The sequence below is a fragment of the Streptomyces albus subsp. chlorinus genome (genome assembly GCF_013302895.1).
GTDB lineage: Bacteria > Actinomycetota > Actinomycetes > Streptomycetales > Streptomycetaceae > Streptomyces > Streptomyces chlorinus.
Genome location: NZ_VJOK01000001.1, coordinates 2,488,128 through 2,512,223, shown reverse-complemented (window position 1 = coordinate 2,512,223; position 24,096 = coordinate 2,488,128). Strand labels below are relative to the sequence as shown.

Here is a 24,096-nt window from a genome sequence, read left to right as displayed (position 1 = left end):
GAGGGGGAAGCGCGGAGGTCCCGGTCCGTGGGGGTCGGGGACGGAGCGGGGGCGGACCCCCGTGTGACGGTCGTCGTCATCACGCGCGACCGCAGGGACGAACTGCTGCGCACCCTCGGCCGGCTGGCCGGCCTCCCCGAGCGGCCCCGGGTCATCGTCGTCGACAACGCGTCCGGCGACGGCACCGCCGCGGCCGTCCGCGCCGCGCACCCCGCGGTCACGCTGCTGGAACCGGGCCGGAACACCGGGGCGGTCGGCCGCAACCTCGCCGTCCGCCAGGTGACGACCCCGTATGTGGCCTTCTGCGACGACGACTCGTGGTGGGCGCCCGGCGCCCTGCGCGGCGCCGCCGACCGGCTCGACGCGTACCCGGAGCTGGCGGGCGTGGTCGCGCGCATCGTCGTCGAGCCGGAGGGCGTCGAGGACCCGGTGGTCGAGGAGCTGCGCTCGTCCCCGGTGCCGGGCCCCGACCGGCTGCCCGGCCCGGCGCTGGGTTCGTTCCTGGCCGCCGCGACCTGCCTGCGGGTCTCGGCGTTCCGCGCCGCGGGCGGCTTCCACCCGCGGCTGTGGCTGGGCGGCGAGGAGGAACTGCTGGCCACCGACCTGGCGGTGGACGGCTGGTGGCTCGCCTTCGCCGAGCAGCTCACCGTCCACCACGCCCCCTCCCGGGTACGGGACGCCACGGGCCGCCGCGTGGACGGGCTGCGCAACACCCTCTGGTACACCTGGCTGCGCCGTCCGCTGCCCGCCGCGCTGCGCCGCACCTGGTACCTGGCGCGCTCGGTGCCCCGGGACGCCGCCAGTGTCCGCGCCTTCACCCGCGCCCTGGCCGGGCTCCCCTGGGTCCTGGCCGAACGCCGTCCCGTCCCCGCCGGGGTGGAGGCACGCCTCGCCTGCCTGGAAGAGGCCCAGCGGGCATCGACGGCCCGCAGGTACGTCGGCTGAACGAAAGGACGGACGCCCCGCGCCCGGGCCGTGGGGAGGGGGAGCACCCCGGGAGGGGAAGCACCCCGGGAGGGGAGGCATCCCAGGACGGGACGGGGAGGCATCCCGGTAGGGGGATGCTTCCCGAGATGGGGAGGCATCCCGGGATGGGGCTGCAAAACGTCGCTTGTCGGTAAAGATTTCACTTTCCCCGTCCGTCCGTGCAACCTTCCGGACCTCTCGAAGATCTGTTCCCCCGAGTCAACAGACTCCTTCGAAACTCGGGCCCCACCACGAGCAGCCGGCTCGACGGGGTCCCTTCTCCACTGGGGAACACATGCGTATGCGTGCCACTGCCGCCGCCCTGAGCGGCGCCCTGGCCCTGACCGCTTTCGCGCTGCCGGCCGTGCAGGCCGTCGCCGCTCCGTCGAAGCCCGCGCCCGCGGGTGACGCCGCGTCGGCCGCCCGCGCCGCCCACCAGGCCGACCTGCGCAAGGCCACCGCCGCCCACCGCGAGGCCGCGCCGTCCCTCGGCGCCCGTGCCGTGCCGGACGACGGCTCCGGCGACACGGCGGTCTCCGACATCGTCGTCAACGGCGGCAAGGACGTGGTGCTGGGCACCACCAACACCAAGCACGTGACGGTCACCTTCACGGTCACCGACAACTCCGGCGTCGAGTACGCCAACGCCATCCTGTGGCACGGCGGCCCCACGTTCGAGGACGTGGACACCGGCGTCCTCCCGGACGGGGAGCAGGCGGTCTGCACCGAGACGTCCGCCACGACCGCCAACTGCAAGCTCACCTACACGATCGACCCGCGGCAGCACCTGTTCAACGACGCGGCGGGCACCTGGAAGGTGGCGATGACCGCGGTGGGCAACGACGGCGACTTCACCGACCGGGACAACGCGAAGACCTTCGCGATGAAGCGCTACTCCAAGCTCACCGTGAACGCCTCGCCCGAGCCGGTGAAGAAGGGCAAGACCCTCACCATCACCGGAAAGCTCACCCGCGCCAACTGGGACACCTCCAAGTACGCCGGCTACACCAAGCAGCCGGTGAAGCTCCAGTCCCGCCCGGCGAGCGGCGGCAGCTACGCGACGCTGAAGACCTACACCTCCGGCAGCGGTTCGTCCGCCGGCGTGGTCAAGACGACCCGCACGGCGGGCAAGGACACCTGCTGGCGCTACAGCTTCGCCGGCACCTCCACCACCCCGGCGGTGACCTCGACCGGCGACTGCGTCGACGTCCGCTGAGCCCCACCCCGCACCACTGAAACCCACCGCCCCGTGGGACACCCGCACCGGGTGCCCCACGGGGCGCATCCGTGTACGGGGGCACGGGGTGCGTGCGCGGGGCTGCGGGCCCCTCCGTCGTACGGAGCCGCGAGGCGGTCGCCGCCGCGGCGGGCCGGTGCATCGGACGGGCGCCATGAAAACGGCCCCACCCGCGTTCCCGCCGACGAGACAGGGCCTGCGGGCTCACCGGACCGGAGTTCGCCGCTTGAATTCCCGTGGCCGTTACCTCGGACTGCACGGTCGTCCTTAGCTCTCTTCCGTCACTCAGCCGATCCCCCTGCGAGGCGCGCCGGGGGTGACAGCGATCGCTGGTTCAGTGGCGGGCCGGAGCGGAAATGCCGGTCCCGCCTGGGAGGTCGATGCCGAATTGTGCGATGACCGCGTCCAGGTCGAGCGGCGCGAAGGCCGTGCGGGTCACCTCGTCGGTCCTGTCGGCGGGCACCAGCCAGCACACTTCGAACTGCAGTCCGTCCGGGTCGCTGGCGTACAGCGACTTGGTGGTGCCGTGGTCGATCTCATGGGTCAGCCCACCTGCCCGCAGCAGCTTGCCGCGGATCTGCTGGAGCCCGGCCAGGGTGTCCACCTCCCACGCCAGGTGTGCGAGCCCCGGACGGTGGCCCGGGGGCTGTGCGGCAGCTGGGTCTTCGATCCGCATGAGGGCCAGGTCGTGGTCGTTGGCCGACCCCTCGGCTCGTAAGAACGCGGCCTCGGGCACCATGCCGCCGTCGGCGTGGAGGCGGTGATCGACGCGGAAGCCGGCGCCGACGATGGCGAGAGTGGGCACAGTGAGATCCCTTCCGTGTGGTGACCGCCGGGACATGCGGAGAGCGGATGTCCGGCTGGCGTGTGGAACAGGCGGGTGGATCAAGCGTGGTCGGCGGGCTTCACGCGGCCGTCCGGGCCGGAGATCGCCGCGTCGTCGGCATCGAGAACGGTCGGGTGGGTCTCGCCCCGGACCTGGGGCAGGACGCCGAGCAGGGTGTCGGTGTCCTGCGCTCCTGCGAGGGCGTGCCGGCCGCCGCTGACGGTGAAAGGGACCGGCCGCCCAGGGGCGCTGCGCCTGATGTGGGTTCTCCTGTATCCGACGGCGGTAGCGCCCGGTTGGCAAGCGCCTGGCGAGTCTGCTCGCGGTCCAGGCTCATGCCGTCGGCCGAGCGGAGCACGCCGTCGAGCGTGGAGATCGACTCGGTGTTGTCCGAAATAGGTGCGGGAGACCCTGTTCCAGGCTTCACCGTTCTTACCTTCGGTCAAGGCGTGAGCCGGCAACGCGTGGGCCAGGACGGTGTTGGCGACTCGGTTGCCCAGGACCGGGCAGCAGGCCAGGCCCTCGGCGGCGGCCGTGCCTTCGACATCCGGTGGGCCGGCCTTGCCCAGGGGTGACGCCGTGCTCGGCCAGTACGAATGCGCGGACGCCGCGCGTGCGGTCCTCTGGGAGGCCACTGCCGAGACGGAACGGGTGGCGGACCACCTCCACGGGGCCGCCGTACTCGAATCGCTCCACGGTCCGATCCCACCGATGACCGCCCAGACCGCACCAGGCGTGGGCGATCTCAGACCAGATCTCTTCTTCCATGCTCCGGGGTCCTCCAATTCCTACTCTTTGTTCGTAACGCCACTATGAGCCAGTATGGAAGGCGGTACAAAAGGCACATCGATGTGCGCGACGGAGAGGAACGGGCGCTATGCAGGAGAGCGCGGGCATCGGGATGGCGGCTTCGGCCGGGCCGTGCGCGAACATCCCCGTCGATCACATGGACTTCATCCGCCAGGTGCTCGACCGGGTGGGCGACAAATGGAGCATGTTGATCATCGCCGTTCTGGAGGGCGGCCCCATGCGCTACACGGACTTGCAGCGCCAGATCCCGGGCATCTCCCAGCGCATGCTGACCCACACCCTTCACCGGCTCACCGAGGACGGGTTGATCAGCCGTACCGCCTACGCCGAGGTGCCACCGCGCGTCGAGTACGCGCTCACCCCGCTCGGCAGCGGCCTGCACGGCATCGTCAAACAGCTGATCGGTTGGGCGGCCGACCACCACGGCGAGATTCGCGCCAACCGTTCCCGCGCAGATACCGCCACCGCCTCCTCCGCATGATGGCCGCGTGGCGCCCGCGGGGGCACGTGCGTTCCTCGAACGGGGAAGAGCGGTCACGCCTACTCGGCCGTGCCGGCGGGAGGGGGAGTTCGAGTCAGCGCGCCAGATCCTGAAGGGGCCGGACCACGAGTCCTGCCCGGGGCGGGACACGACAGGCAGGACGCCACCAACGTCAGAGGTCAGACAGTCGCGCGGAGTTCGTCCGCCGGCAGTTCGTCCAGAAACCGGGCGTTGCCGTAGGCGGCGTGGGCGTCGTCCTCGGCGCGGGCGCAGGGCGGAGCCACACGGTTGCGGGACACGCCCACGGTCCGGCCCAGGGCCGGTGTACCAGGCCGGCCCGGACCGCCTCCGCGTACGCGGAGAGCACCGGAAGAGCAGTTCGCTCTGTGGACCATCCCCGCGCGCGGGAGCAGACCCCCGATGCTCTGGGTGGGTTCGACGGCCGGGGGCCACCCCCGCGCGCGTGGGGAGCACAGGGCCAAAGGCGGGAGAGGCCGGGTCGGCGAGTGGCCACCCCCGCGCGCGTGGGGAGCACAGACCAGGGGTACCGAAGAGCCCGGCGCGGCCACCGACCCGGCCCGACTGTCCACTCGGGCGCTGGCCCAGGGGGCATCGTCACGCCTGACCTGCCAGGTTTTGTGCGCCCCCGGCAGGACTCGAACCTGCGGCCAAGCGCTTAGAAGGTGTCAGGGGCTGAGCGATGTGCTCACCTGCGTCGTTGCAGGCCGTTCGCGAACGAAATCCGTCGAGGCGCTTGCTGTCACTTCACGCGCTCATTGGCTGGGAACTGCCCGGTCGTCATGGGCCGAGCGGTCACTCATGTGCGGTGCTACCGGTCGTGCAGGATCTCGGGCCGGGTTACGGGCACGATGGTGACCACGTCGTCGAGTCCCTTGAAGTCGTCGGGGTTGGTGGTGAAGAGGGGGAGTTCCTCGGCGGCTGCGGTGGCGGCGATCATCAGGTCGGCCACGCGACGACGGGGTTTGCGGCCTGCGGAGACAACGGCGGCGCAGATTCTGCCGTAGATGCGGGCCGCCTCCACGTCGAAGGGGATCGGGTCGAATTCGTTCTCGGCGCGCTGCAGGACGTCCATGCGGCGGGCCCGCTCGGCGTGTTCGTCGTAGTCGTTCTGCTCGTCGCTGCCGCGTACCTGGTGGGGGCCCGCGGAGAGTTCCGCGAGCGTGATGGCGCTGATGGCCATCTCGGCGGGCAACTCGTCGGCGTCGATCCACTTGCGCAGGATCATGATGTTGGTATCGAGCAGCCCCTGCTCGTGCTCAACGGGCATACGGGTCGTCCAACTCCTGCTCGACGGCGGCGTCCTGGTCGTCGCGGAAGGCGTCCGGCGAGATGTCAGGGGCGGTACGTGACATGGCCGCGAACTCGGCACGGGGAACGAACCGGCGACGGCGGCGAAGCGGGATCAGCTCGCCGAGACGGTGTCCGTCGCGGGTGACGGTGAACGCTTGTCCTCCCTGGACGGCGTCCATGATCTCTTTGGAACGAGTGCGCAGATCGCGCTGAGTGATCTCCGGCTGCGCTGTCATGCCGTCCAGGATAGCGAAGGTGTGCTACCTGGTGCTACATCGTGTTTCGGATGTGGATTCGCCGGCCGGGGGCGTTGTCGCCATGGCGCAGGGTCTGTCTGTGTCCACGATCGCGGACTGCGGAAGGCGCTTGCTCATGGAGCGATGTGCATCCGGACATGAAAGAGCCCCTCACGCGTCTTCGCAGGTGAGGGGCCGTGCGCGCCCCCGGCAGGACTCGAACCTGCGGCCAAGCGCTTAGAAGGCGCCTGCTCTATCCACTGAGCTACGGGGGCCCGTCTCCGTCGCGGTGGGCGGGCTCGCCGCCCCCGGAGTGACCACGGCGGGGTCAAGGATAGGGGGCCGTGCGGCTCGTCCTGCTTGCTCCACGTCCGCGACGCCATGTGGAGGTTCCGTGAAGCGGTCCCGATAATCGCAGGCTGGTGCGATTCACGCAGCGGTTTTGGCGGCGCGCGGGGCGGGTGTTGCGCAGTCGTTATGGGTGCGGCCGGGTGGCAGGTGGGCCATCGGGGGTGAATGGGGCGAAAGGGTCTTCACTCCCCGAAAGCACCTATTTTCCCCGGGACGGGTCGCGGATAGGCTTCAAAAGTGCCGCAAAATTGGGCATTCTGCACATGTGGCGATCTTGGACGTACGGCTCGAACTGCTTGAGGCGCTCACCGCACTGCGCGAGCGGGTCGCCGCCGCGCGCTTCCCCCTCCCCCTGCCGGGTGCCGAGCGTGCCCGGCGCTCCCGCGACGAGCTGCTCGCCCAGCTCGACGACTACCTCATCCCGCGCGTGCGCACCCCTGAGGCACCGCTGCTCGCGGTGATCGGCGGCTCCACCGGCGCGGGCAAGTCCACGCTGGTCAACTCGCTGGTGGGGCGGAGGGTCAGCGAGGCCGGAGTGCTGCGGCCCACCACCCGCACCCCCGTGCTGGTCTGCCATCCCGACGACCGTCCCTGGTTCGTCGGCTCCCGCGTCCTGCCCACCCTGGAGCGGGTGTGGGTCCCGCGGCAGGACGCGCCCGGCTCCGCCCCCGACCGAGGGGGTGCCGCCGGCCGCGCCGCCGACCACGCGGCGGCCGATCGGACGGCCGGTGACCGGGCGGCGGGTGACCGTACCGACCGCCTGGCGGCCGACCGCCCCGACGCCTGGGGCCGGGACCCGGGCAGGGACGGCGACAGGGACCGGAACCGGGACCTGGGCCGGGACCTGGATCTCGGCCGGGACCTGGATCTGGGCCGGGACCTCGGCAGGGAACCGGGCAGGGACAGGGACCGCGACAGGGACCGCGACAGGGACCGGGGCCGGGGCCGGGGCCGGGACGGTGGCTGGGACCCGGACCGGGCCGCCGGCCGGCGCCTGGACCGGCTGTCCGACGGGGAGGAGGACTGGGAGCCCGAGTGGGACGCCGAACGGGACGAGCCCCGTCGCGCTCTGCGGATCGAGACCGACAGCGGCCTGCCGCCCGGCCTCGCGCTCCTCGACGCACCCGACATCGACTCCCTCGTCGCCCACAACCGCGAACTGGCCGCCGAACTGATCTGCGCCGCCGACATCTGGGTCCTCGTCACCACCGCGGCCCGCTACGGCGACGCCGTGCCCTGGCACCTGCTGCGCAGCGCCAGGGAGTACGACGTCACCCTCGCCACCGTCCTCGACCGCGTACCGCACCAGGTGGCCCCGGAGGTCGCGGCGCAGTACGGGCTGCTGCTGGAGCGCGAGGGACTCGGCGGCGTCCCCCGCTTCACCATCCCCGAACTGCCCGAATCGGCGAGCGGCTCCGGGCTGCTGCCCGTCTCCGCCGTCAGCGGCCTGCGCGACTGGCTGGAGACCTGCGCCGCCGACCCCCAGACCCGCCGGTCCGCGGCCGACCGCACCGCCGCCGGCACCCTCGCCTCGCTGCGCCCCCGCATCACCGCCCTCGCCGGCGCCTCCGCCGCCCAGTACGCGGCGGCCATGCGCCTCACCCAGCACATCGAAAGCGCGTACGCGAGCGCCGGGCGGCGGCTGCGGACCCGCATCGCCGACGGCGAGCTGCTGGCCGGGGACGCGGCCGAACACTGGCGCTGCTTCCCCGACGACAGCGACGGCGACGAACTGTTCGACGCCTTCGCCGACGGGCTGGCGGCCCTGCTGTCCGGCGCGGTCGCCGCCGCCGACGAACGCGTCGCCGAGCTGCGCCGCGCCACCCCCGAACTCGAACGCTGCGCCCCGCCCGGCACCGGCGGCGAGTCCGAACGCGGCGAGGCGGAAGGCCGCATCGGCGTGATGGTGCGCCGCTGGCGGCGGTGCGTCGAGGAACTCGCCGACGAGGAGACACGCGCCGCCGGCCGCGCCGCGGGCGACGGCGACACCGAACGCGTGGCCGGACTCCTCGCCGCCTCGCTCCTGGGCGGCCGGCGCGTCGCCGGCGCCGACGACGCCCTCGCCGAGCTGCTCGGCGAGGAGAGCGCCCACGAGTTGCGCGAACAGTGCGCGGAGCTGCTGGACGACTGCGTCGCCCGCGTCCTCCACGGCGAACGCGATCTGCGCCTGGCGCCGCTGGACGAGGTCAACACCGGCCCCGAACCCCAGATGGAACTGATCGCCGCGTTCTCCGTCCTGCACAAGTCCGTCCTGCACAGGCTGCAACGGAACAGAACGGACGCGACCGCACACGAGTTCCCGCCGAAGCGGACCCCGCTCGGCCTGCACGACGGCATGCGCGGCCTGCAGAGCGCGCACAGGGAGAGGTGACCGCAGTGACGTCCACCACCGATGCCACCGCCGGCGGAGCGGGCGAGATGCCCGAACACCGGAACGAGGGACACGGCCGGGACGAGGGACACGGCCGGGACGAGGGACACGGCCGTAACGGTCCGGGCGACCGTCCCGGACCGGGTGACCGGAGCGGTTCGTATGGCCGCGACGGTTCGTACGACCGGCACGGTTCGCACGACAGGTACGGTCCGTATGACCGGCACGGTTCGTACGACCACGACGGGCGCTGGGGCCCGGATCGGGGCGGTAGCCGGGAGGGGGACCGGGGCCTTGACCGGGAGCGTGAGCAGCGCTGGGACCCCTGCCGGGACCGGGATCGGGGCCGTGAGCGGGGGCAGAGCTGGGACCGTGAGCGGGACCTGGACCTGGACCTCGACCGAGGGCGGAGCGGGGGGCGTGACCAGGGCTGGGGTCGGGAAGAGGGGGCGGCTCCGGGGCGGGAGCGTGACGCGCGCCGGGACGGTCGTGGTGACCGTACCGACCGGTCGGACAGGAGTGTTCGGGGCGGGTACGGCGACCGGTCGGACCGGAACGGGCGGTCGGACTGGGGCGGCTGGAGCGATCCGAGCGTCACCGCCCTCAGCGGCCCGGTCGACGGCCAGCTCGAACTGAGCCTGGACGCGGGCGAGGAGACCGGCGTCGCGGAGCGGTCCGCGTCCGGCAAGGACGTCACGGAGGAAGCCGCTCCGGAAACGGCCGCTGCCAAAACCGCGGCTCCGGAGACGGTCGCTCCGGGGACGGCCGCTCCAGGGCCGGCCGAGGACGCCGTCCCCGACCCTGGTCCCGACACTGCGGGGACGCCCCCGCAGCGGGCTCCGCACGTACCCCACCAGCAGACCGAACCGGAACCGGCCCCGGAGCCGATGCCGGGACAGGCACCCTGGCAGGGAGCCGTACCCGAGTTCAGGCGCGAGCCCGACGCCGCGCCGCCCCGGCCGGCCCACGCCCCCGAGCCCCCGCGCAGGCCCGTCCAGGCACCCGAGCCCCCGCGTGAGCCCGCGCGTGAGCCCGTACGCGGGTACGAGCCGGTCCGTGAACCCGTACCCGCGTCCGAGCCCGTACGCGAGTACGAGCAGGCTCGCGAAGCCGTACGGGCCCCTGAGTCCACACGTGAGCAGGTACGCCCGCCCGAGCCCGCTCCCGCACGCGAGCCCGTATACGCGCCCGGACCCGTACACCCGCCCGAGCCCGTGCGCGCTCGCGGACCCGAACCCGAACTCGTGCCCGAACCCACACGCGAGCCGGCTCCCGCGCCCGCGCCCGCACACGGACACCCGCACGGGGCGCCGCACGGGGCGGAGTGCCGGGCAGAGCCGGAGCCCGCGCACGCGGGTGCGGGTGCGGGTGCGAGCGCGGGTGAGTCCGAGCTGGTCTGGGACGACGGTGTCATCGCGCGCCGGGCCCGCGTCGAACGCGGCCACCAGTCCGAATCCGGCGACGGAGGGGAGTGCGCTCCCGAATCCCGGGGCGATGCCCCGGCCGGTGGTCGCACGCCCGCGCCCCGCGGTCATGGCGGTCACACCCCGGCCCCGGGGGACGAGAGCCCGCGTCGGGGCGTGGAACAGCCTGTTCCCGGTCTCGTTCCGCCCTGGCGCAGCGGTGCCTGGCCGGAGCCCCCGTTCGCGGAGGCCGTGCCGGACCCGACCCGCTCCGACGCACCGCGAGAAGCCCCACGCGAGCTCCCTCGCGAGATCCCCCACGAGACCCCTCATGAGACGCCCCGCGAGGCCCCGCACCACGTGCGGCACGCCGACGCCGACACCCGGTGGGACGTCCACCCGGGCGCACGCCAGGAGGCGGGCCCGGAGCCGAGGCGGGATCCCGGCCGGGACAGCCACCCCGAGCCCCGTCACGAGCCCCACTCCGTCTCCCGTCACGAGCCCCACCCCGAGCCCCACTCCGAGCCCCACTCCGTCTCCCGTCACGAGCCCCACCGCGACGTCAGGCACGAGCCCCACTCCGAGCCCGGACGTGAGCCCCATCCTGAGCCCCGCCACGAGTCGCGCCCCGAGCCTCCTCGGGAGTCCCGCCGTGACCACCGGCAGAACAACCGCCACGACAACCGCCACGACGTCGAGGAGCACGTGCTGCGGCAGCGGCTCGGGGCGCTCCGCGAACTCGTGGGGCTCTCCCGTACCCGGCTCCCCGCCGACGTGCTCGCCGAGGCGGGGCGGGTGCTGGACGAGGCGGCGGCCCGCAGGGGACTGCCCCGCGCCTACACGACGGTCGCGGTGGCGGGCGCGACGGGCAGCGGAAAATCCTCCCTGTTCAACGCGCTGGCGGGCGCACGCCTCTCCGAGGTCGGCATGCGCCGCCCCACCACCGCGGCGCCGGTCGCCTGCACCTGGGAGGCGGGACGGGAGGGCGACAGCGGCCCCGACGGCCTGCTCGACAGGCTCGGGATCGCGCAGCACGCCCGGCACCGCACCCGCGACAGCGAACTGCGCGGACTGGTCCTCGTCGACCTGCCCGACCTCGACTCGGTCGCGCCCGGCCACCGCGAGCAGGTGGACCGGCTGCTGGAGCTGGTGGACGCGGTGGTGTGGGTCGTCGACCCGGAGAAGTACGCGGACGCCGTGCTGCACGAGGACTACCTGCGCCGGCTCGCCGGGCACGCCGAGGTCACCTTCGTCGTGCTCAACCAGACCGACCGCCTCACCCGCGATGCCGTCGACGCGGTCCTCCACGACCTGCGCCGGCTGCTGGACGAGGACGGCATGGCACTCGGCGAGCACGGGGAACCCGGCGCCGTCGTCCTGTCCGCGTCCGCGCTCACCCACGAGGGCATCGGCGTGCTGCGCGAGGAGCTGGGCGAGTTCGTCGCGCAGCAGCGCGCCGCCGTGCTGCGGCTGAGCGCCGACCTCGACAGCGCCATGGAACGGCTGCGCCCCGTCTACGCCGATCCCGGTCCCGGTCCGGGGGGCGGCGGGCCGATCGGGCTGACGGAGCGTGCCCGGGAGGATTTCGAGGACCGGCTCGCCGTCGCCGTCGGCGCCGCGGCAGCCGGGCAGGCGGCCGAACGCGCATGGCTGCGGCAGGCCGAACACGCCTCCGGCACCCCCTGGGTGCGCGCCCTGCGCTGGTACGTCTCCCGTCCGGGCAACGACCGCGACGACCCGTCCCCTGACCCGTCCGGCGCCCCGTCGCGCGTTCCGTCACGCGAGGCGGACGGCCCCGGGGCGGCGGACGACCTCGGGGCCCTCGGAACCCTCGGAGAGGACCCCTACGAGGCAGCCGGTGTCGGGCGCCCCGCACGGCGTCCGGCCGTCCGGGACTCCCTCCAGCAGCCGCGCGCCGCCCGCCCCCTGGTGGCGCAGGCCGTACGGGAGCTGGCCGACGCCGCCGCGAGCGGGCTGCCCGGCGCGTGGGCACGCACCGTGCGGGAATCCGCGCGGCGCGGTGCCGCGGGACTGCCGGAGCTGCTGGACGAGGTCATGGAGAGCTGCGCCCGTGAGGCGGAGGGGCTACGTCCGGCCTCGTCCCTCCCCTCCTCCCCTTCCTCCACCCCATCTGCCTCTCCCTCTGCTTCTGCCTCTGCTTCGCCTGCGCCCGAGCCTTCCTCGGCCTTTGAGCCTTCATCGGCCGATGCCGACGCTGCGTCCTCTGTCGCCACCGGCTCTGGTGCAGCTGGTGCATCTGGTGTACCTGGTGCTTCTGCCGCTCCGGCCGCTTCTGGCGCTGTTGCCGTGCGGGCCGGTGCCGCAGCGGACGGGCGGGAGGGTTCGGGCTGCTTTGGGGGTGCGGGTGGTCCGGGGGGCTCGGACGGCGCGCAGGGCTCCGGCGTGCGCGGGGAGCGTACGGTACGGGTGCCGCGCCCGCCCTGGCACACCGCCGCCCTCGCGGGGCAGTGGCTGCTCCTCGGACTCCAGGCGGCGGGCGTCGTCTGGGCGCTGGTGACCGTGGTACTGGTCGGCGGCGTCTCCTCGGCCACGCTCCTGCCGGGCGCCCTGGCGGTGGCGGCCACCTTCGCCGGTCCCCTGCTGGCCTGGGGCTGCCGCAAGGCGGCGCGCGGCCCGGCGAAGACGTACGGGCTGGAAGCGGAACGCCGGCTGAGGCAGCTGGCGGCCCACTGCGGCAGGACCCGGGTGCTGGAGCCGGTGGCGGCCGAGCTGCTGCGGTACCGCGAGGTGCGGGAGCAGTTCGCTGTCGCGTCCGGCGGTGTCGGCGCCGTGCCTTGCACCGATATGGCGGGCCTGGCCGACATGCCGGGCCTGGCCGGCCTGCCGGGTGTGACGGATGCGGCGGTTGTGGCGGGTGCTTCCGGTGGGTTGGGTGCGAGGGATGTGGCCGGGTCGGCGGACCCGGCCGACCTCACCGGCTCGACAGGAACTTCGACCGGAACTTCGACCGGAACTTCGACCGGCACCTCGGTCGGCGGCCCCTACGGCGGTTCGTACGGAGGCCCGTACGGAGGCCCGTACGGCGGTCCGAACGATGCCCCGCATGGCCCCTCGACCAGCGGCCCGGCCGGTGGCGCGACCGGCCGTTGGGGCGGGCCGGCCGACGGGCTGTCCGATGGCGGACTGTCTGGCGGCGGACTCTCCGACGGCAGGCTGTCCGACGGCGGTGTCGGCGAGCCGTGGCCCGAAGCGTCGCCGGAGGAGCGCAGGACGGGCCCGCTGCGCTCGACGGGCCGTGTACCGGGCGCGGCGAGCGAGCCGTCACCCACTCCGGTGACCGACTTGTGCACAACCACCGAGTAATCCACAGATCCGCATCCATTTCCCCATGACCTCGCCCGCGCCCCGATCCTGGATTCAGGAAGTACGGGAAACCGCACGACCCGCGGTCCGCGGTGGCGTTCAGCCGCACCGGCGGGGCAGTGCGCAGGACGAGGCAGCACGGGGGGTTCGCGTGAACGAGACTCAGGTGACGGTGATCGGCAACGTCGCCACCAAGGTGGAGCACTGGATCTCAACGTCCGGAGTGCCAGTCGCCAGGTTCCGGCTCGCCAGCACGGTGCGGCGGTTCGACAAACGGGCGGAGCGCTGGACGGACGTCTCCACCAGCTTCTACACGGTCTGGGCGTGGCGCACCCTGGCCGGCAACGTCGCCTCGTCGGTGAGCTGCGGCGAACCGGTCGTCGTCCGGGGACAGTTGCGGATCGTGGAGGAGGAACGCGAGGGCCGGCGCTATCTGACGGCGGATCTGATGGCCTCCACGGTGGGCCACGACCTCTCGCGCGGCACATCGGCGTTCGTCCGGGGCTCCCGCGCCCACCCGGAGCTGACGCGCGGGCCCGCGCCCACCTGGCCGCCGGAGGACGCGACGGCCCCCGCGCCGTTCGGCCCGTCCGGCTTCGGCGGCGCAGCGGATGAACCGGGTGCCGCACCGGGAATGGGGACGCTGGCGGGGACGGTAACGGCGACGGGCGCGCAGCCCGAGACAGAGGTGGAGAGCGAGACGCACGGGGGCGGGGAGACGCGGGAGACCGGGGAGGCACTGGTGCCAGGAGCCGTGCCGGAGGGGAGTGTCGGTGTCGGTGGCGCACGGGGGTAGGTAGGGCCCTCGCTGGTGGCTGGTGGCGGTCGCGCGTTCACGCCGTGAGAGGGCCCGTCGCGGTGTGCGGGCCGGTGGCCGCCTCCAGATCGGTGGCCGGCGGCTGGCGTTCGGTGGTCGGAGCCCGGCGCGGACGGTGACAGGTGCCGGGGAGGGGCGGGTCCCGTGGGTGGTGGGATCTGGGGTGAGGAACGGGGTTGGTGCCAGGGGCTGTTCCGGGGGAGGCCCCAGGGGCTGTTCCGGAAGAGACCGAGGTCGTGGGTGGGCGTCGTGATCGTCCCGGTCCGCCGGATTCGCTGATAACGATTGCGAGTCGGAATGTGTGCCCCCGGTGAATCAGGGGGATTACGCCGTGTCGATCTTCTTACGATCCCACGCGTACTGACCGGGGGGTACGAGCTTTGCGGCAGGCGTCGGCGCGCGGGTGACGCGGGCCCGCGCGCGCTCTGCCAAGAGGGGAAGACCATGACTTCTGTACGGGCGCGGGCAGCCCGCCGCCTCGCATGCGCCGCTGCGGCCACCGGGCTGTGCGCGGCGGGTGTGGTGACGAGCGCACCACCGGCGGCGGCGCGGGCCTCGACGGGTGCGCCCGGCGCCGGGAGCGCGCTCGCCGGCGGGATGCCCGAGCAGCGGAGCGGGGCGATAGCCACGCTGAACGGGCTGACCACCTATGACCGGGCGGTCATCGAGGCGGACGGCGAGCGGCAGGAGGTCAGCGCCGGCCTCTTCGAGATGGCGGTCGAGGGCGGCGGCACGCTGCAGACCTACGGGGTCGACGCGCTCAACCCCGCCCAGGACCAGACGCGTTACACGGAAGGGGAGTGGAAGTCCTCGCCCCTGGCCGGCAATCGCAACGCGGGCAGGATCCGCTGGATAGTCGAGCACTCCTATCCGCGCAGGAACGACCTCGACGCGCTGGCGAAGGCGGCGGGTGCCAAGCGGCTCACGCCGAGCACGGCAGCCGCGGGCACGCAGGTCGCCATCTGGCGGTTCGCCGAGAACGGGGCACGGGGGGCTGAGGGGGGAGGGGGGAGGGGGGAGGCCCCCCGGAAGCGCCCCGTCATCACCGCCTCCGACCCCGCCGCCCAGAAGCTGGCTTCCTACCTCGTCAAGAAGGCCCGCCCGTTGCGCGAGCCCGGTCCGTCTCTCACCTTCGACCGTGCGGAGGTGTCCGGCCGCAGCGGTGAGCGCACCGGGCCGGTGACCGTCCGGACGAACGCCGCCACCGTGAGTGTGGTGCCCGGCCCGCGCGCCGCGTCCGCCGGGGTGCGGATCGTCGACAAGGGCGGCAAGCCCGTCCGTTCGGCCAAGAACGGTACGAAGCTGTACTTCTCGCTCCCCGAGGACGCGGACCCGGGGACCGCCTCCCTCGCCGCCCAGGCCGCCACGAAGGTTCCGGTGGGCCGGGTCCTCACCGGGGCGGGGGAGCGGGGCAGGAGCCAGAGCCAGGTACTGGCCGGGTCCAGCCAGTCAGCGGTCTCGGCGACCGCCGCCGTCAACTGGGCCGAGCGCGGCCCGGTGCCCGCGACGGTCTCCCGGGAGAACTGCGCCGGGCACGGTGTGGACATCACCGTCGTCAACAGCGGCGACGCCGCCTTTCCGCTGCGCGTCGGCAAGCAGCGCGAGAGGATCGGGCAGGGGGAGACGGGGACGGTGACGGTCCCGGTGGAGGAGGACCAGCCCTACCGCATCCCCGTGCGCGGCCCGCACGGGTACGAGAAGACCTTCAGCGGCGTCCTCGACTGCACGACCTCGGCCGCCATGGGCGGTATCAGCACGCAGAGCGCGCCCGCGACGGCCGAGCGTCCCGCGACCGTCGGCGGGAGCGGGGCCGTGGTGGGGGACGGCGACCTGGCCGAGACGGGTGGCACCGACACCCGGCTGCTCACGGCTCTGGCCATCGGTCTCCTCGCCGTCGGCGTCACCACTCTCCGCATCCTGCGCCGCCGTTCGTGACGGGCCCGGCCCGTGGGACTCATGGGTCCCACGGGTCCCGTGAGACCCGTGGGTCCCGTGGGTCCCGGGAGTCTGGAGACGCGCGGGTGCGGGTGCGGGGCCGACGGCCATGGGGGGCCGACGGCCAGGGGGAGTCGGGCCACGGGATGTCGGAGGTGCGGGGCGTCGGGGTGCGGGGAGGGGGATGTCGTGACCGACCGACTGGTCGGTTCGGCTGGCGACGGTGCCCCGGGGGCCGCCGATGCACTGGCGCCCCGATGTGCTTGCCGCCCCACTGTCCTCGGTGCCGCCTTACCCTCGGCGCCCCTTACCCTCGACGCCGCCATGCCCTCGCGGCCCTTACCCTCGGTGCCGCCATGCCCTCGGCGGCCCATACCCTCGGCGCCCCGTGCCCCCGGCACCCTCATGCCGGTCGCGCCGGTCCGGGCGCCGGTCGCGGGCGGAACCCGTTTCCGGGGTGGGGGGCCGGTGCGGCAAGATGGGGTGCGTATGCCTGACGTGGCACGGCCGCAGCTCACGCACCCGGGAGCAGCGCGGCGCGCTGCCGCATGACGACCCGCGCGGTCGGACCGCGCACGACTACCTACAGATTGCCGGACGGTTCCTCTTGGCTGAGTACATCTACACCATGCGCAAGGCGCGCAAGGCGCACGGCGACAAGGTGATCCTCGACGACGTCACCTTGAGCTTCCTGCCCGGCGCGAAGATCGGTGTCGTGGGCCCCAACGGCGCGGGCAAGTCCACCGTGCTCAAGATCATGGCGGGTCTGGAGCAGCCCTCCAACGGTGACGCCATGCTCTCGCCCGGCTACAGCGTGGGCATCCTCCTCCAGGAGCCGCCGCTGGACGAGTCGAAGACGGTGCTGGAGAACGTCCAGGACGGCGTCGCGGAGACGAAGCAGAAGCTCGACCGGTTCAACGAGATCGCCGAGCAGATGGCGACCGAGTACACCGACGAGCTGATGGAGGAGATGGGCAAGCTCCAGGAGCAGCTCGACCACGCGGGCGCCTGGGACCTGGACGCGCAGCTGGAGCAGGCCATGGACGCGCTGGGCTGCCCGCCCGGCGACTGGCCGGTCACCAACCTCTCCGGTGGCGAGAAGCGCCGGGTGGCGCTGTGCAAGCTGCTGCTGGAGCAGCCGGACCTGCTGCTGCTGGACGAGCCCACCAACCACCTGGACGCCGAGTCGGTGCAGTGGCTGGAGCAGCACCTGGCCAAGTACCCGGGCACCGTGGTGGCCATCACCCACGACCGGTACTTCCTGGACAACGTCGCCGGCTGGATCCTGGAGCTGGACCGGGGCCGGGCCATCGGCTACGAGGGCAACTACTCCACCTACCTGGAGAAGAAGCAGGCCCGCCTGAAGGTCGAGGGCCAGAAGGACGCCAAGCGGGCCAAGCGCCTCAAGGACGAGCTGGAGTGGGTCCGCTCCAACGCCAAGGGCCGGCAGGCCAAGTCGAAGGCGCGTCTGACCCGTTACGAGGAGATGGCCGCCGAGGCGGAGAAGACCCGGAAGCTGGACTTCGAGGAGATCCAGATCCCGCCGGGGCCGCGCCTGGGCAACGTCGTCGTCGAGGTGGAGAACCTCGGCAAGGCGTTCGGCGAGAAGGTGCTCATCGAGGACCTGTCGTTCTCGCTGCCGCGCAACGGCATCGTCGGCGTCATCGGCCCCAACGGCGCGGGCAAGACCACGCTGTTCAAGATGCTCCAGGGGCTGGAGCAGCCGGACTCGGGCTCCATCAAGGTCGGCGAGACGGTGAAGATCTCCTACGTCGACCAGACCCGCGCCAACATCGACCCGGACAAGACGCTGTGGGCGGTCGTCTCCGACGAGCTGGACTACATCAACGTCGGCCAGGTCGAGATGCCTTCGCGCGCGTACGTGTCGGCGTTCGGTTTCAAGGGCCCGGACCAGCAGAAGCCGGCGGGCGTGCTCTCCGGCGGTGAGCGCAACCGGCTGAACCTGGCGCTGACCCTCAAGCAGGGCGGCAACCTGCTGCTGCTCGACGAGCCGACCAACGACCTGGACGTGGAGACGCTCTCCTCGCTGGAGAACGCGCTGCTGGACTTCCCCGGCTGCGCCGTGGTCGTCTCCCACGACCGCTGGTTCCTGGACCGGGTGGCCACGCACATCCTCGCCTACGAGGGCGACAGCAAGTGGTTCTGGTTCGAGGGCAACTTCGAGTCGTACGAGAAGAACAAGATCGAGCGGCTGGGGCCGGACGCGGCGCGTCCGCACCGGGCCACCCACAAGAAGCTGACCCGGAGCTGAGCAGGTGCGGCACTCCTACCGGTGCCCGCTGCGCTGGTCGGACATGGACGCCTTCGGGCACGTCAACAACGTCGTCTACCTCCGCTACCTGGAGGAGGCCAGGATCGACTTCCTGGCCCTGGCACGGCGTGCGGCGGACCCGGAGGCGTTCACCGACGGCACCGTCGTGGCGCGGCACGAGATCGACTACCTGCGGCAACTGGTGCACCAGGCCGACCCGGTGACCGTGGAGCTGTGGGTGGAGACGCTGACGGCCGCCTCGATGACTCTCGCGTACGAGATCACGTCCCCGGACTCCGGCACCCCCGGGGACGGTCCGTTCGTGCGGGCGCGGACGGTCGTGGTGCCGTACAACATCAAGGAGGGCTACCCCCGGCGGCTGTCGCCGGCCGAGCGCTCCTTCCTGGAGGGCTACTTCGATGACAGCCACCGTGGCTGACCGGCTGGTCTTCGCCGACCCCGGGGAGGCGGCGGGCCTGGCCGCCTTCCTGGAGCGGCTGCTGCGCTGGGAGAAGAACGCCGCCGTGCGGATCCAGGCGGGCGGCGGCGTGGCCGGGGTGTTCGCCAAACCGGCCCGCTTCGAGGTGCTGGCGGTACGCACCGGCAGGCTGCTGGAGCCGGTCGAGCTGGATGTCACCGTGGCCGCCGGCGAGCTGCTGGAGCGGGTCGAGGAGGAGCGGGAGTCCGTCGGGGTGCCCAAGGCGGTCACGGGCCCGTCCTGGGCGGGTGTGCTGCCGCCGCGCGGCGGCTGGCGGGAGTTCGCCCGGGTGCCGGTCGACGCGGTCGGCTCGGTGGCGGCGGCCGCCGTGGGAGAGTTCCGCGAGCGGGCCGAGAAGCTGCCGCCCGAGCGGCGCGGCCGGCAGACGCTGGACGCGCTCGCGGAGGAGATCTGGTCCCGGCCGCTGGGCCGCACGGGACTGCCGCTGCGCGCGGCGCACGCGGCGCACGCGCTGGGTTTCCTGCGCGGTGCGGAGCCGGCCGCCCTGCTGGCGTCCGGCCCCTGGCTGCGGCTGCGCACCGCCTACGGCTCGGTCGTGGTACGCCGCCGGCCCGGTGCGGGCACCGGCCCGGCCGGCGGCCTGAGTGTCACCCCGGTGTGACGTCGCCCCCGATGGCCGCCTTGGTGTGACGTCCGCCTGATGGCCACCCCGGTGTGACGGCCACCTGGGCATGGCGGCTGCACGGTGGCCGCCCCTGGCGTGATCCTCAGGCGGCACGTCGGGGCCGGACGGTTGGCCGGTCCCGGTTCGGCGGTTGGCCGGCCCGGGTTCGGCGGTTGGCCAGCCGGTCCGGGCGGACGGCGAGCCGGGGCAAGCGGGGCCGGTGAACGAGGCCCGCGGGCCCCGGCGGCCCCGAGGAGCAGTCAGTGCGCCCGCGCCCGCGCCGCGACCAACCCGGTCAAGCCCCGCCGCCTCCTGTCCCCCTCCGCACGGGCGTGCGTTCCGGCGTGCGTCCGCCGTTGACGCCTGTGACGCCCGTGACGGCTGTGTCACACGTGCCGCCCGGGTGCGGGGTGGTGCGCGCGGAGGGCCGGGGGGCCGGCGGTCGGCTCAGTCCGCGGAGTTGACCATGGACCCGGCCGCGTAAACGAGGTAGTCCCACAGCTGGGTCTCCAGGTGCGCGGGCAGCTCCAGGCTGTCCACTGCCTCCCGCATGTGCCGCAGCCACGCGTCGTGGGCGGCGCGGTCCACCTTGAAGGGCGCGTGCCGCATCCGCAGCCGGGGGTGTCCGCGCTGGTCGCTGTAGGTACGGGGGCCGCCCCAGTACTGCATCAGGAAGAGCGCCAGCCGGTCCTCCGCGGGGCCCAGGTCCTCCTCCGGGTACATCGGCCGCAGCAGGGGGTCCTCGGCGACCCCCTGGTAGAAGCGGTGCACCAGCCGCCGGAACGTCTCCTCGCCGCCGACCTGCTCGTAAAAGGTCCCCGTCGGGACGCTGCCGTGCCCAATCTCCATCACCCGTCCATGGTGGCAGACACCCCGGACGAGGCCCCGCGACCTACGACCCTTCCGGCTCCCCCTACGACCGGACCCGACCGGACCCGACCGGACCCGACCGGACCCGGAGCCGCACCGTCCCGCCCCCGACCCATTCCCCCCCCGACCGCCCCGCCCGGCCCTCGGCAGGGAACCGCCGGCCGTCCACGGGGCGTGGTGACCAGAACACGGGTCCGGACGGGGCGGAATGTTCGGTAGCAATACGAAGAAGATCCCACGCAACCCGCTGTGGCGGCCGCCCGCCGGAGCCATACTGCTGGCCCAGGGACCGCCACCGGATCCGCACGGGAGGGAGCACAGCAGCGCGCCGGCAGCGTGTCCGTCCGCGATCAGGGGGAGGGTTCAGCCGTGACGCAGCCGCCGACCACGCCGCCGGCGGCGCAGCCGTCCCCGCGGCCGTCCGGCGCGGACGGGTCCGCGCCGGACCCGCCGTCCGCCTCGCCCGCCCCGGCGTCATCCGCCCCGGCCGTCCTGGCCGTCCCGGCCGCCTCGTCCGCCCCGGTCTCGCCGGTCGGGGACACGGTGCGCTCCGGCGGCGTCGGCCGCGCGCGGATGGGCGCCGTGGCCGGCAACGGGGAGAGGGGCAGGGCGGGCAGCGGGCTGCTGGAGGACGCGCACGGCCTCGCCGACCGGGCCGGACGCGCCGCGGTGGAGGTCGCGCAGGAGGCCGTCGGGACCTGGCAGGTGCGGCACCGGGCGGCTCGGGCCGAGGACGACGACGGCGACCGGGGACGGCCTCGACGAGATCACCTACCGGACCACCCCGACCGTCCGGCGCAGCGCCGCCGTCGAGAAGGGCGAGGTGGACATGGTGGTGCGCACCATGACGATCGCCTGCGACCGGCTCGGCGAAGTGGCGTTCTCCGCCGCCTGCTTCGAGGCCGGCCAGCACCTGCTGGTCCCCAGGAAACGGGCCCGCGTCAAGGGCTTCGGCTCCGGGACGCGCGGCAAACGCGTGTGCCACGCCTCCGGTTCGACGGTGGAGAAGATGAGGGGACCGGCCCCGTACGCGGCCCTGGGCGCGAAGCCGGTCGTGGTGCCCAACCAGCTCGACTGCCTGGTGCGGTTCCAGCTCGGCGAGGCCGACGCCACGGTGACCGACAGCGCGCCGGCCGCCGGGCCGGCGGCGCAGGACCCCTCCGTCGAACTCGTCGGCACCCCGCGGACGGTGGAGCCGTACGGGGTCGCGCTGAACCTCGGCGACGAGGATCTCGTCCACCGGGTCAACAAGGTGCTGGAGGACTTCCGCGAGGACGGGTGGAAGTCTTCCTACGAGCGCCGGCTCGCCGAGGACATGGTGGGTACGGAAGGGAAGAAGCCCGCACCGCCCGAGCCGCCTACCGTGGCCGAGCCGGGGCCGGTCCCGCGTGGCCGGGGGACCGGTGCGCACCCGGCCCGCGCGGACACGCCGTAACCCGCAAGCTGTAACCCGAAACCCGAAACCCGAAACCCGAAACCCGAAACCCGAAACCCGCACCGTACGAGTCGAACAGCGAGGTGATCGATGGGGCCCGCCGGACCCGCCGGAGAGGTGATGAGCCGGGAGGAGGCCGACCGCGCTCTGGAACGCCTGGAGGCCGAGCACGAGGCCGTCGAGACCTCGCTGCTGGCGCTCCAGGACCACGCCGGGCGCAGGCTGTTGGAGGGCGCGCGGCTCGCCGGGACGACCGCGCACCGCTGGACACGGGCCGAGGCGGCCCTCACCTCGCTGTGGAACGGGTTCGAGATCTACTCGCGCACCCTGGAGCGGGCCCGCGAGCTGCGGGCCCGCCGCCGCTGGCCCAGCCGCGAGGACCTGGCCGAGCTGACCCGCCTGCTGCGCGGCACCCTCACCGTCCCCGGCGGGGCCCTGCCCGGCACCTCGGGGGCCGACCAGGGCGAGGCGCCCCGGCTGGCGGAGGAGATGACGCTCGGCCGGCTCGTCGCGCGGATGAACGAGTGGTACGCGCAGGCCCTCGACGTGGTGGCCGCCGCCGACTCGGTGTGGTCGGCGCTGCCCGCCCGCATCGACCTGCTGGCCGCCGAACTGGGGAGGGTGCGCTCCCTGGCGTACTCGGTCGGCGTGCGCCCCGGCGAGCACCCGGCCGCCGACGACCTGGAGCGCACCACGGCCGAACTCGCCTCCCTGCGCGAGGAGGTGGTGTGCGACCCGCTCGCCTTCTGGATCTCCACCCCGGGCAGCGGGGCGCCGGGCGACGGCCGGCCCGACACCGCCCGCTACGACGCCGCGGCCCGCGCCCTGGAGGACGTGCGCCGCGAGATCGACGCCGTGCTCGCCGTGAGGCAGGACGCCGAACAGCGGCTGATGCGGCTGCGGGACGTCCTCTCCCGCGCGGACCGCACCCTGGCCGAGGCCCGTACGGCGCGCGGCGAGGTCCTCGCGAAGATCGCCGCCTCGGAGGTGCCCGCCGTCAGCGGGCCGCCCACCGTCCTCCAGGAGCAGCTCTCCACGGCCGCCGAGTACCGCAGGCGGGCGCAGTGGCACCGGCTCTCCCCGCTGCTGGAGAGCCTGGAGGAGCGCGCCGAGGAGGAGTTGCAGCGGGCCCGCGCCCAGCTGTCGGCCGTCACCGCGCCGCTCGCCGTCCGGGCGGAACTGCGCGGGCGCCTGGACGCGTACAAGGCGAAGGTGGCACAGAACGGCCTGGCCGAGGACCGCATCCTCATCGAGCGCTACGACATCGCGCGGCGCATGCTCTGGAGCGCGCCCTGCGACCTGCGCGCCGCCGAGGACGCCGTGTTGCGCTACCAGCGGGCGGCGCAGGAGGCGCTGGCGCAGCTGCGGGAGGAGGCCCGGGGCGCCGCGGGCGGAGCGATGAACATGGGGGCGGAGTGAACGGACAGCCGGCCGTCGCGCCGGACAGACCGTGCCAGCGGCCCCGGTGCGAGGGCGTCTACGAGGATGAGGATAGGGGCGGCGGCGAGCTGTACTGCGGCGTGCGCGGGCTCGCCCCCGTCGTGGCGCCCGGCGGCGACCTGGGCCCGGCACCGACCGGGAGGACCGGCCCGCCCCGCACCGGCCACTCCTACGGCACCGCCGCCCCGACGGGCCCCGGCACGGGATCCGCGGGCTCCGGCCCTGCGGGCTCCAGGACTGGACCCGCGGGCTCCGGGACCGGAACCGAGCGGAGCGCGGGACCCACGGAACCGAGCCCCTCCGCCCGCGCCTCCTCCTCCGGCTCCACCTCCTCCACCCTCTCCGGTTCCACCTCCTCCGGTTCCACCTCCCGGCTGCGCGGGCGCTCCCCGTACGAACCCCTGCTGGACGACCTGCGCGCCGCGGCACGCCAGGTGGAGGAGCGGCGGCGGCTGGGACTGGACGCGGGACGCGGCCACGAGCTGACCTGCGAGGTACTCGGCTGCGCGCTCGACTGGCGGTTGTGCCAGGCTGTTCCCTCGCGGGGGCCGGCCCCGGGGCCCGCGCCCGCGGGTGCGCCGGGGAAGCCCCCCGGTGCCGGGGTGCGGCTGCCGGACAGTCCGCTGACGGAGGAGGGGCTGCGCTTCGGCCTGGAGCGCTCCTACCGGCTGCTCGCCCGGCACGCGCAGACCGGAACCGAGAGGATCGAACTGGTGGAACGCGCCAACCGCTTCCGCCCCCGGACGTGGGTGTGACCATGCCTCAGCTCGACCAACTGTCCGCCTGCCCCAGCTGCGCCGAGCCGCTGGAGACGGGTGACCGTTTCTGCGGCGCGTGCGGCGCCGACCTGGAAGCCGCCGCACGCGACGTGGCCGCACGCGACCTGGCTGGACGCGACGTGGCCGCGC

At 73.7% G+C, this 24,096-nt stretch carries 17 protein-coding genes, 1 tRNA gene and 1 pseudogene; 13 read left to right on the top strand and 6 right to left on the bottom strand.

The window, feature by feature from the left end; translation table 11 throughout:
- Positions 1 to 63: 63 nt before the first annotated feature.
- Together FM076_RS11285 and FM076_RS11280 are read left to right on the top strand one after the other, a co-directional pair.
- Positions 64 to 945, top strand: coding sequence for a glycosyltransferase family 2 protein (locus tag FM076_RS11285; RefSeq protein WP_345944952.1), 882 nt, complete (start codon positions 64 to 66; stop codon positions 943 to 945).
- A 322-nt stretch (positions 946 to 1,267) separates the two neighbouring features.
- Positions 1,268 to 2,182, top strand: a complete 915-nt coding sequence (locus FM076_RS11280; RefSeq protein WP_345944951.1) for a DUF5707 domain-containing protein — start codon at positions 1,268 to 1,270, stop codon at positions 2,180 to 2,182.
- Between the two features lie 355 nt (positions 2,183 to 2,537).
- Here the strand turns inward: FM076_RS11280 and FM076_RS11275 are convergent, their stop codons facing one another.
- Positions 2,538 to 3,008 (bottom strand): VOC family protein, encoded by a 471-nt coding sequence (locus FM076_RS11275; protein ID WP_173869949.1) that lies wholly within the window; start codon positions 3,006 to 3,008, stop codon positions 2,538 to 2,540.
- A gap of 898 nt (positions 3,009 to 3,906) precedes the next feature.
- Here FM076_RS11275 and FM076_RS11270 point away from each other — a divergent pair.
- Positions 3,907 to 4,320 carry a winged helix-turn-helix transcriptional regulator gene (locus tag FM076_RS11270; protein WP_173869947.1) on the top strand — a complete coding sequence of 138 codons (414 nt, stop codon included), beginning with the start codon at positions 3,907 to 3,909 and terminating at the stop codon, positions 4,318 to 4,320.
- Between the two features lie 829 nt (positions 4,321 to 5,149).
- Here FM076_RS11270 and FM076_RS11265 read toward each other — a convergent pair.
- The 3 genes from FM076_RS11265 to FM076_RS11255 all read right to left on the bottom strand — a co-directional run bounded on the left by FM076_RS11265 (position 5,150) and on the right by FM076_RS11255 (position 6,142).
- Entirely contained in the window at positions 5,150 to 5,608 is a 459-nt protein-coding gene (locus FM076_RS11265; RefSeq protein WP_173869945.1) for a type II toxin-antitoxin system VapC family toxin, read from the bottom strand.
- Positions 5,598 to 5,867: a prevent-host-death protein gene (locus FM076_RS11260; RefSeq protein WP_173869943.1), complete on the bottom strand. Its 270-nt coding sequence runs from the start codon at positions 5,865 to 5,867 to the stop codon at positions 5,598 to 5,600. Before FM076_RS11260 ends, FM076_RS11265 begins: the two co-directional genes overlap by 11 nt.
- Positions 5,868 to 6,069: 202 nt before the next feature.
- Positions 6,070 to 6,142: transfer RNA gene (locus tag FM076_RS11255), tRNA-Arg, on the bottom strand.
- Positions 6,143 to 6,492: 350 nt separating this feature from the next.
- Here FM076_RS11255 and FM076_RS11250 point away from each other — a divergent pair.
- The 7 genes from FM076_RS11250 (at position 6,493) to FM076_RS11220 (ending at position 19,440) form a co-directional block, all read left to right on the top strand.
- On the top strand, positions 6,493 to 8,589 hold the full coding sequence (locus FM076_RS11250) for a GTPase domain-containing protein (RefSeq protein WP_180218235.1): 2,097 nt from the start codon (positions 6,493 to 6,495) through the stop codon (positions 8,587 to 8,589).
- 2,108 nt (positions 8,590 to 10,697) lie between these two features.
- The gene (locus tag FM076_RS33635) at positions 10,698 to 13,316 is read left to right on the top strand and encodes a GTPase (protein ID WP_428815146.1); all 2,619 of its coding nucleotides are present in this window, start codon (positions 10,698 to 10,700) and stop codon (positions 13,314 to 13,316) included.
- Positions 13,317 to 13,467: 151 nt separating this feature from the next.
- Positions 13,468 to 14,112 (top strand): single-stranded DNA-binding protein, encoded by a 645-nt coding sequence (locus FM076_RS11240; protein WP_173869941.1) that lies wholly within the window; start codon positions 13,468 to 13,470, stop codon positions 14,110 to 14,112.
- A gap of 465 nt (positions 14,113 to 14,577) precedes the next feature.
- Positions 14,578 to 16,068: a thioester domain-containing protein gene (locus FM076_RS11235; protein WP_173869939.1), complete on the top strand. Its 1,491-nt coding sequence runs from the start codon at positions 14,578 to 14,580 to the stop codon at positions 16,066 to 16,068.
- A gap of 607 nt (positions 16,069 to 16,675) precedes the next feature.
- The gene (gene ettA / locus FM076_RS11230) at positions 16,676 to 18,340 is read left to right on the top strand and encodes an energy-dependent translational throttle protein EttA (RefSeq protein ID WP_173869937.1); all 1,665 of its coding nucleotides are present in this window, start codon (positions 16,676 to 16,678) and stop codon (positions 18,338 to 18,340) included.
- 4 nt (positions 18,341 to 18,344) lie between these two features.
- Positions 18,345 to 18,779 (top strand): thioesterase family protein, encoded by a 435-nt coding sequence (locus tag FM076_RS11225; RefSeq protein WP_173869935.1) that lies wholly within the window; start codon positions 18,345 to 18,347, stop codon positions 18,777 to 18,779.
- Positions 18,760 to 19,440 (top strand): hypothetical protein, encoded by a 681-nt coding sequence (locus FM076_RS11220; protein WP_173869933.1) that lies wholly within the window; start codon positions 18,760 to 18,762, stop codon positions 19,438 to 19,440. Before FM076_RS11225 ends, FM076_RS11220 begins: the two co-directional genes overlap by 20 nt.
- 450 nt (positions 19,441 to 19,890) lie before the next feature.
- On the opposite strand, the gene FM076_RS11215 is transcribed toward FM076_RS11220, so the two are convergent.
- On the bottom strand, positions 19,891 to 20,292 hold the full coding sequence (locus FM076_RS11215; RefSeq protein ID WP_173869931.1) for a globin: 402 nt from the start codon (positions 20,290 to 20,292) through the stop codon (positions 19,891 to 19,893).
- A 371-nt stretch (positions 20,293 to 20,663) separates the two neighbouring features.
- A complete protein-coding gene (locus FM076_RS11210; RefSeq protein WP_173869929.1) occupies positions 20,664 to 20,855 on the bottom strand; it encodes a hypothetical protein in 192 nt (63 codons plus the stop codon).
- 281 nt (positions 20,856 to 21,136) lie between these two features.
- Here FM076_RS11210 and FM076_RS11205 point away from each other — a divergent pair, with 281 nt between their 5' ends.
- From FM076_RS11205 to FM076_RS33630, 3 genes and pseudogenes are all read left to right on the top strand, one after another.
- Positions 21,137 to 21,748, top strand: coding sequence for a transporter substrate-binding domain-containing protein (locus FM076_RS11205; protein WP_428814802.1), 612 nt, complete (start codon positions 21,137 to 21,139; stop codon positions 21,746 to 21,748).
- A gap of 90 nt (positions 21,749 to 21,838) precedes the next feature.
- Positions 21,839 to 23,167: a hypothetical protein gene (locus FM076_RS32940; protein ID WP_180217752.1), complete on the top strand. Its 1,329-nt coding sequence runs from the start codon at positions 21,839 to 21,841 to the stop codon at positions 23,165 to 23,167.
- A 389-nt stretch (positions 23,168 to 23,556) separates the two neighbouring features.
- Positions 23,557 to 23,943, top strand: a pseudogene (locus FM076_RS33630) (tetratricopeptide repeat protein); the annotation flags it as partial.
- Positions 23,944 to 24,096 lie beyond the last annotated feature (153 nt).

What these genes read in the sequence shown, in the direction of transcription:
- FM076_RS11280 (WP_345944951.1), top strand. Translation starts at nt 1,268, where the DNA reads ATGCGTGCCACTGCCGCCGCCCTGAGCGGCGCCCTGGCCCTGACCGCT.
- FM076_RS11270 (WP_173869947.1), top strand. Translation starts at nt 3,907, where the DNA reads ATGCAGGAGAGCGCGGGCATCGGGATGGCGGCTTCGGCCGGGCCGTGC.
- FM076_RS11265 (WP_173869945.1), bottom strand. Translation starts at nt 5,608, where the DNA reads ATGCCCGTTGAGCACGAGCAGGGGCTGCTCGATACCAACATCATGATC.
- FM076_RS11260 (WP_173869943.1), bottom strand. Translation starts at nt 5,867, where the DNA reads ATGACAGCGCAGCCGGAGATCACTCAGCGCGATCTGCGCACTCGTTCC.
- FM076_RS11235 (WP_173869939.1), top strand. Translation starts at nt 14,578, where the DNA reads ATGACTTCTGTACGGGCGCGGGCAGCCCGCCGCCTCGCATGCGCCGCT.
- FM076_RS11220 (WP_173869933.1), top strand. Translation starts at nt 18,760, where the DNA reads ATGACAGCCACCGTGGCTGACCGGCTGGTCTTCGCCGACCCCGGGGAG.
- FM076_RS11215 (WP_173869931.1), bottom strand. Translation starts at nt 20,292, where the DNA reads ATGGAGATTGGGCACGGCAGCGTCCCGACGGGGACCTTTTACGAGCAG.
- FM076_RS32940 (WP_180217752.1), top strand. Translation starts at nt 21,839, where the DNA reads ATGGGGCCCGCCGGACCCGCCGGAGAGGTGATGAGCCGGGAGGAGGCC.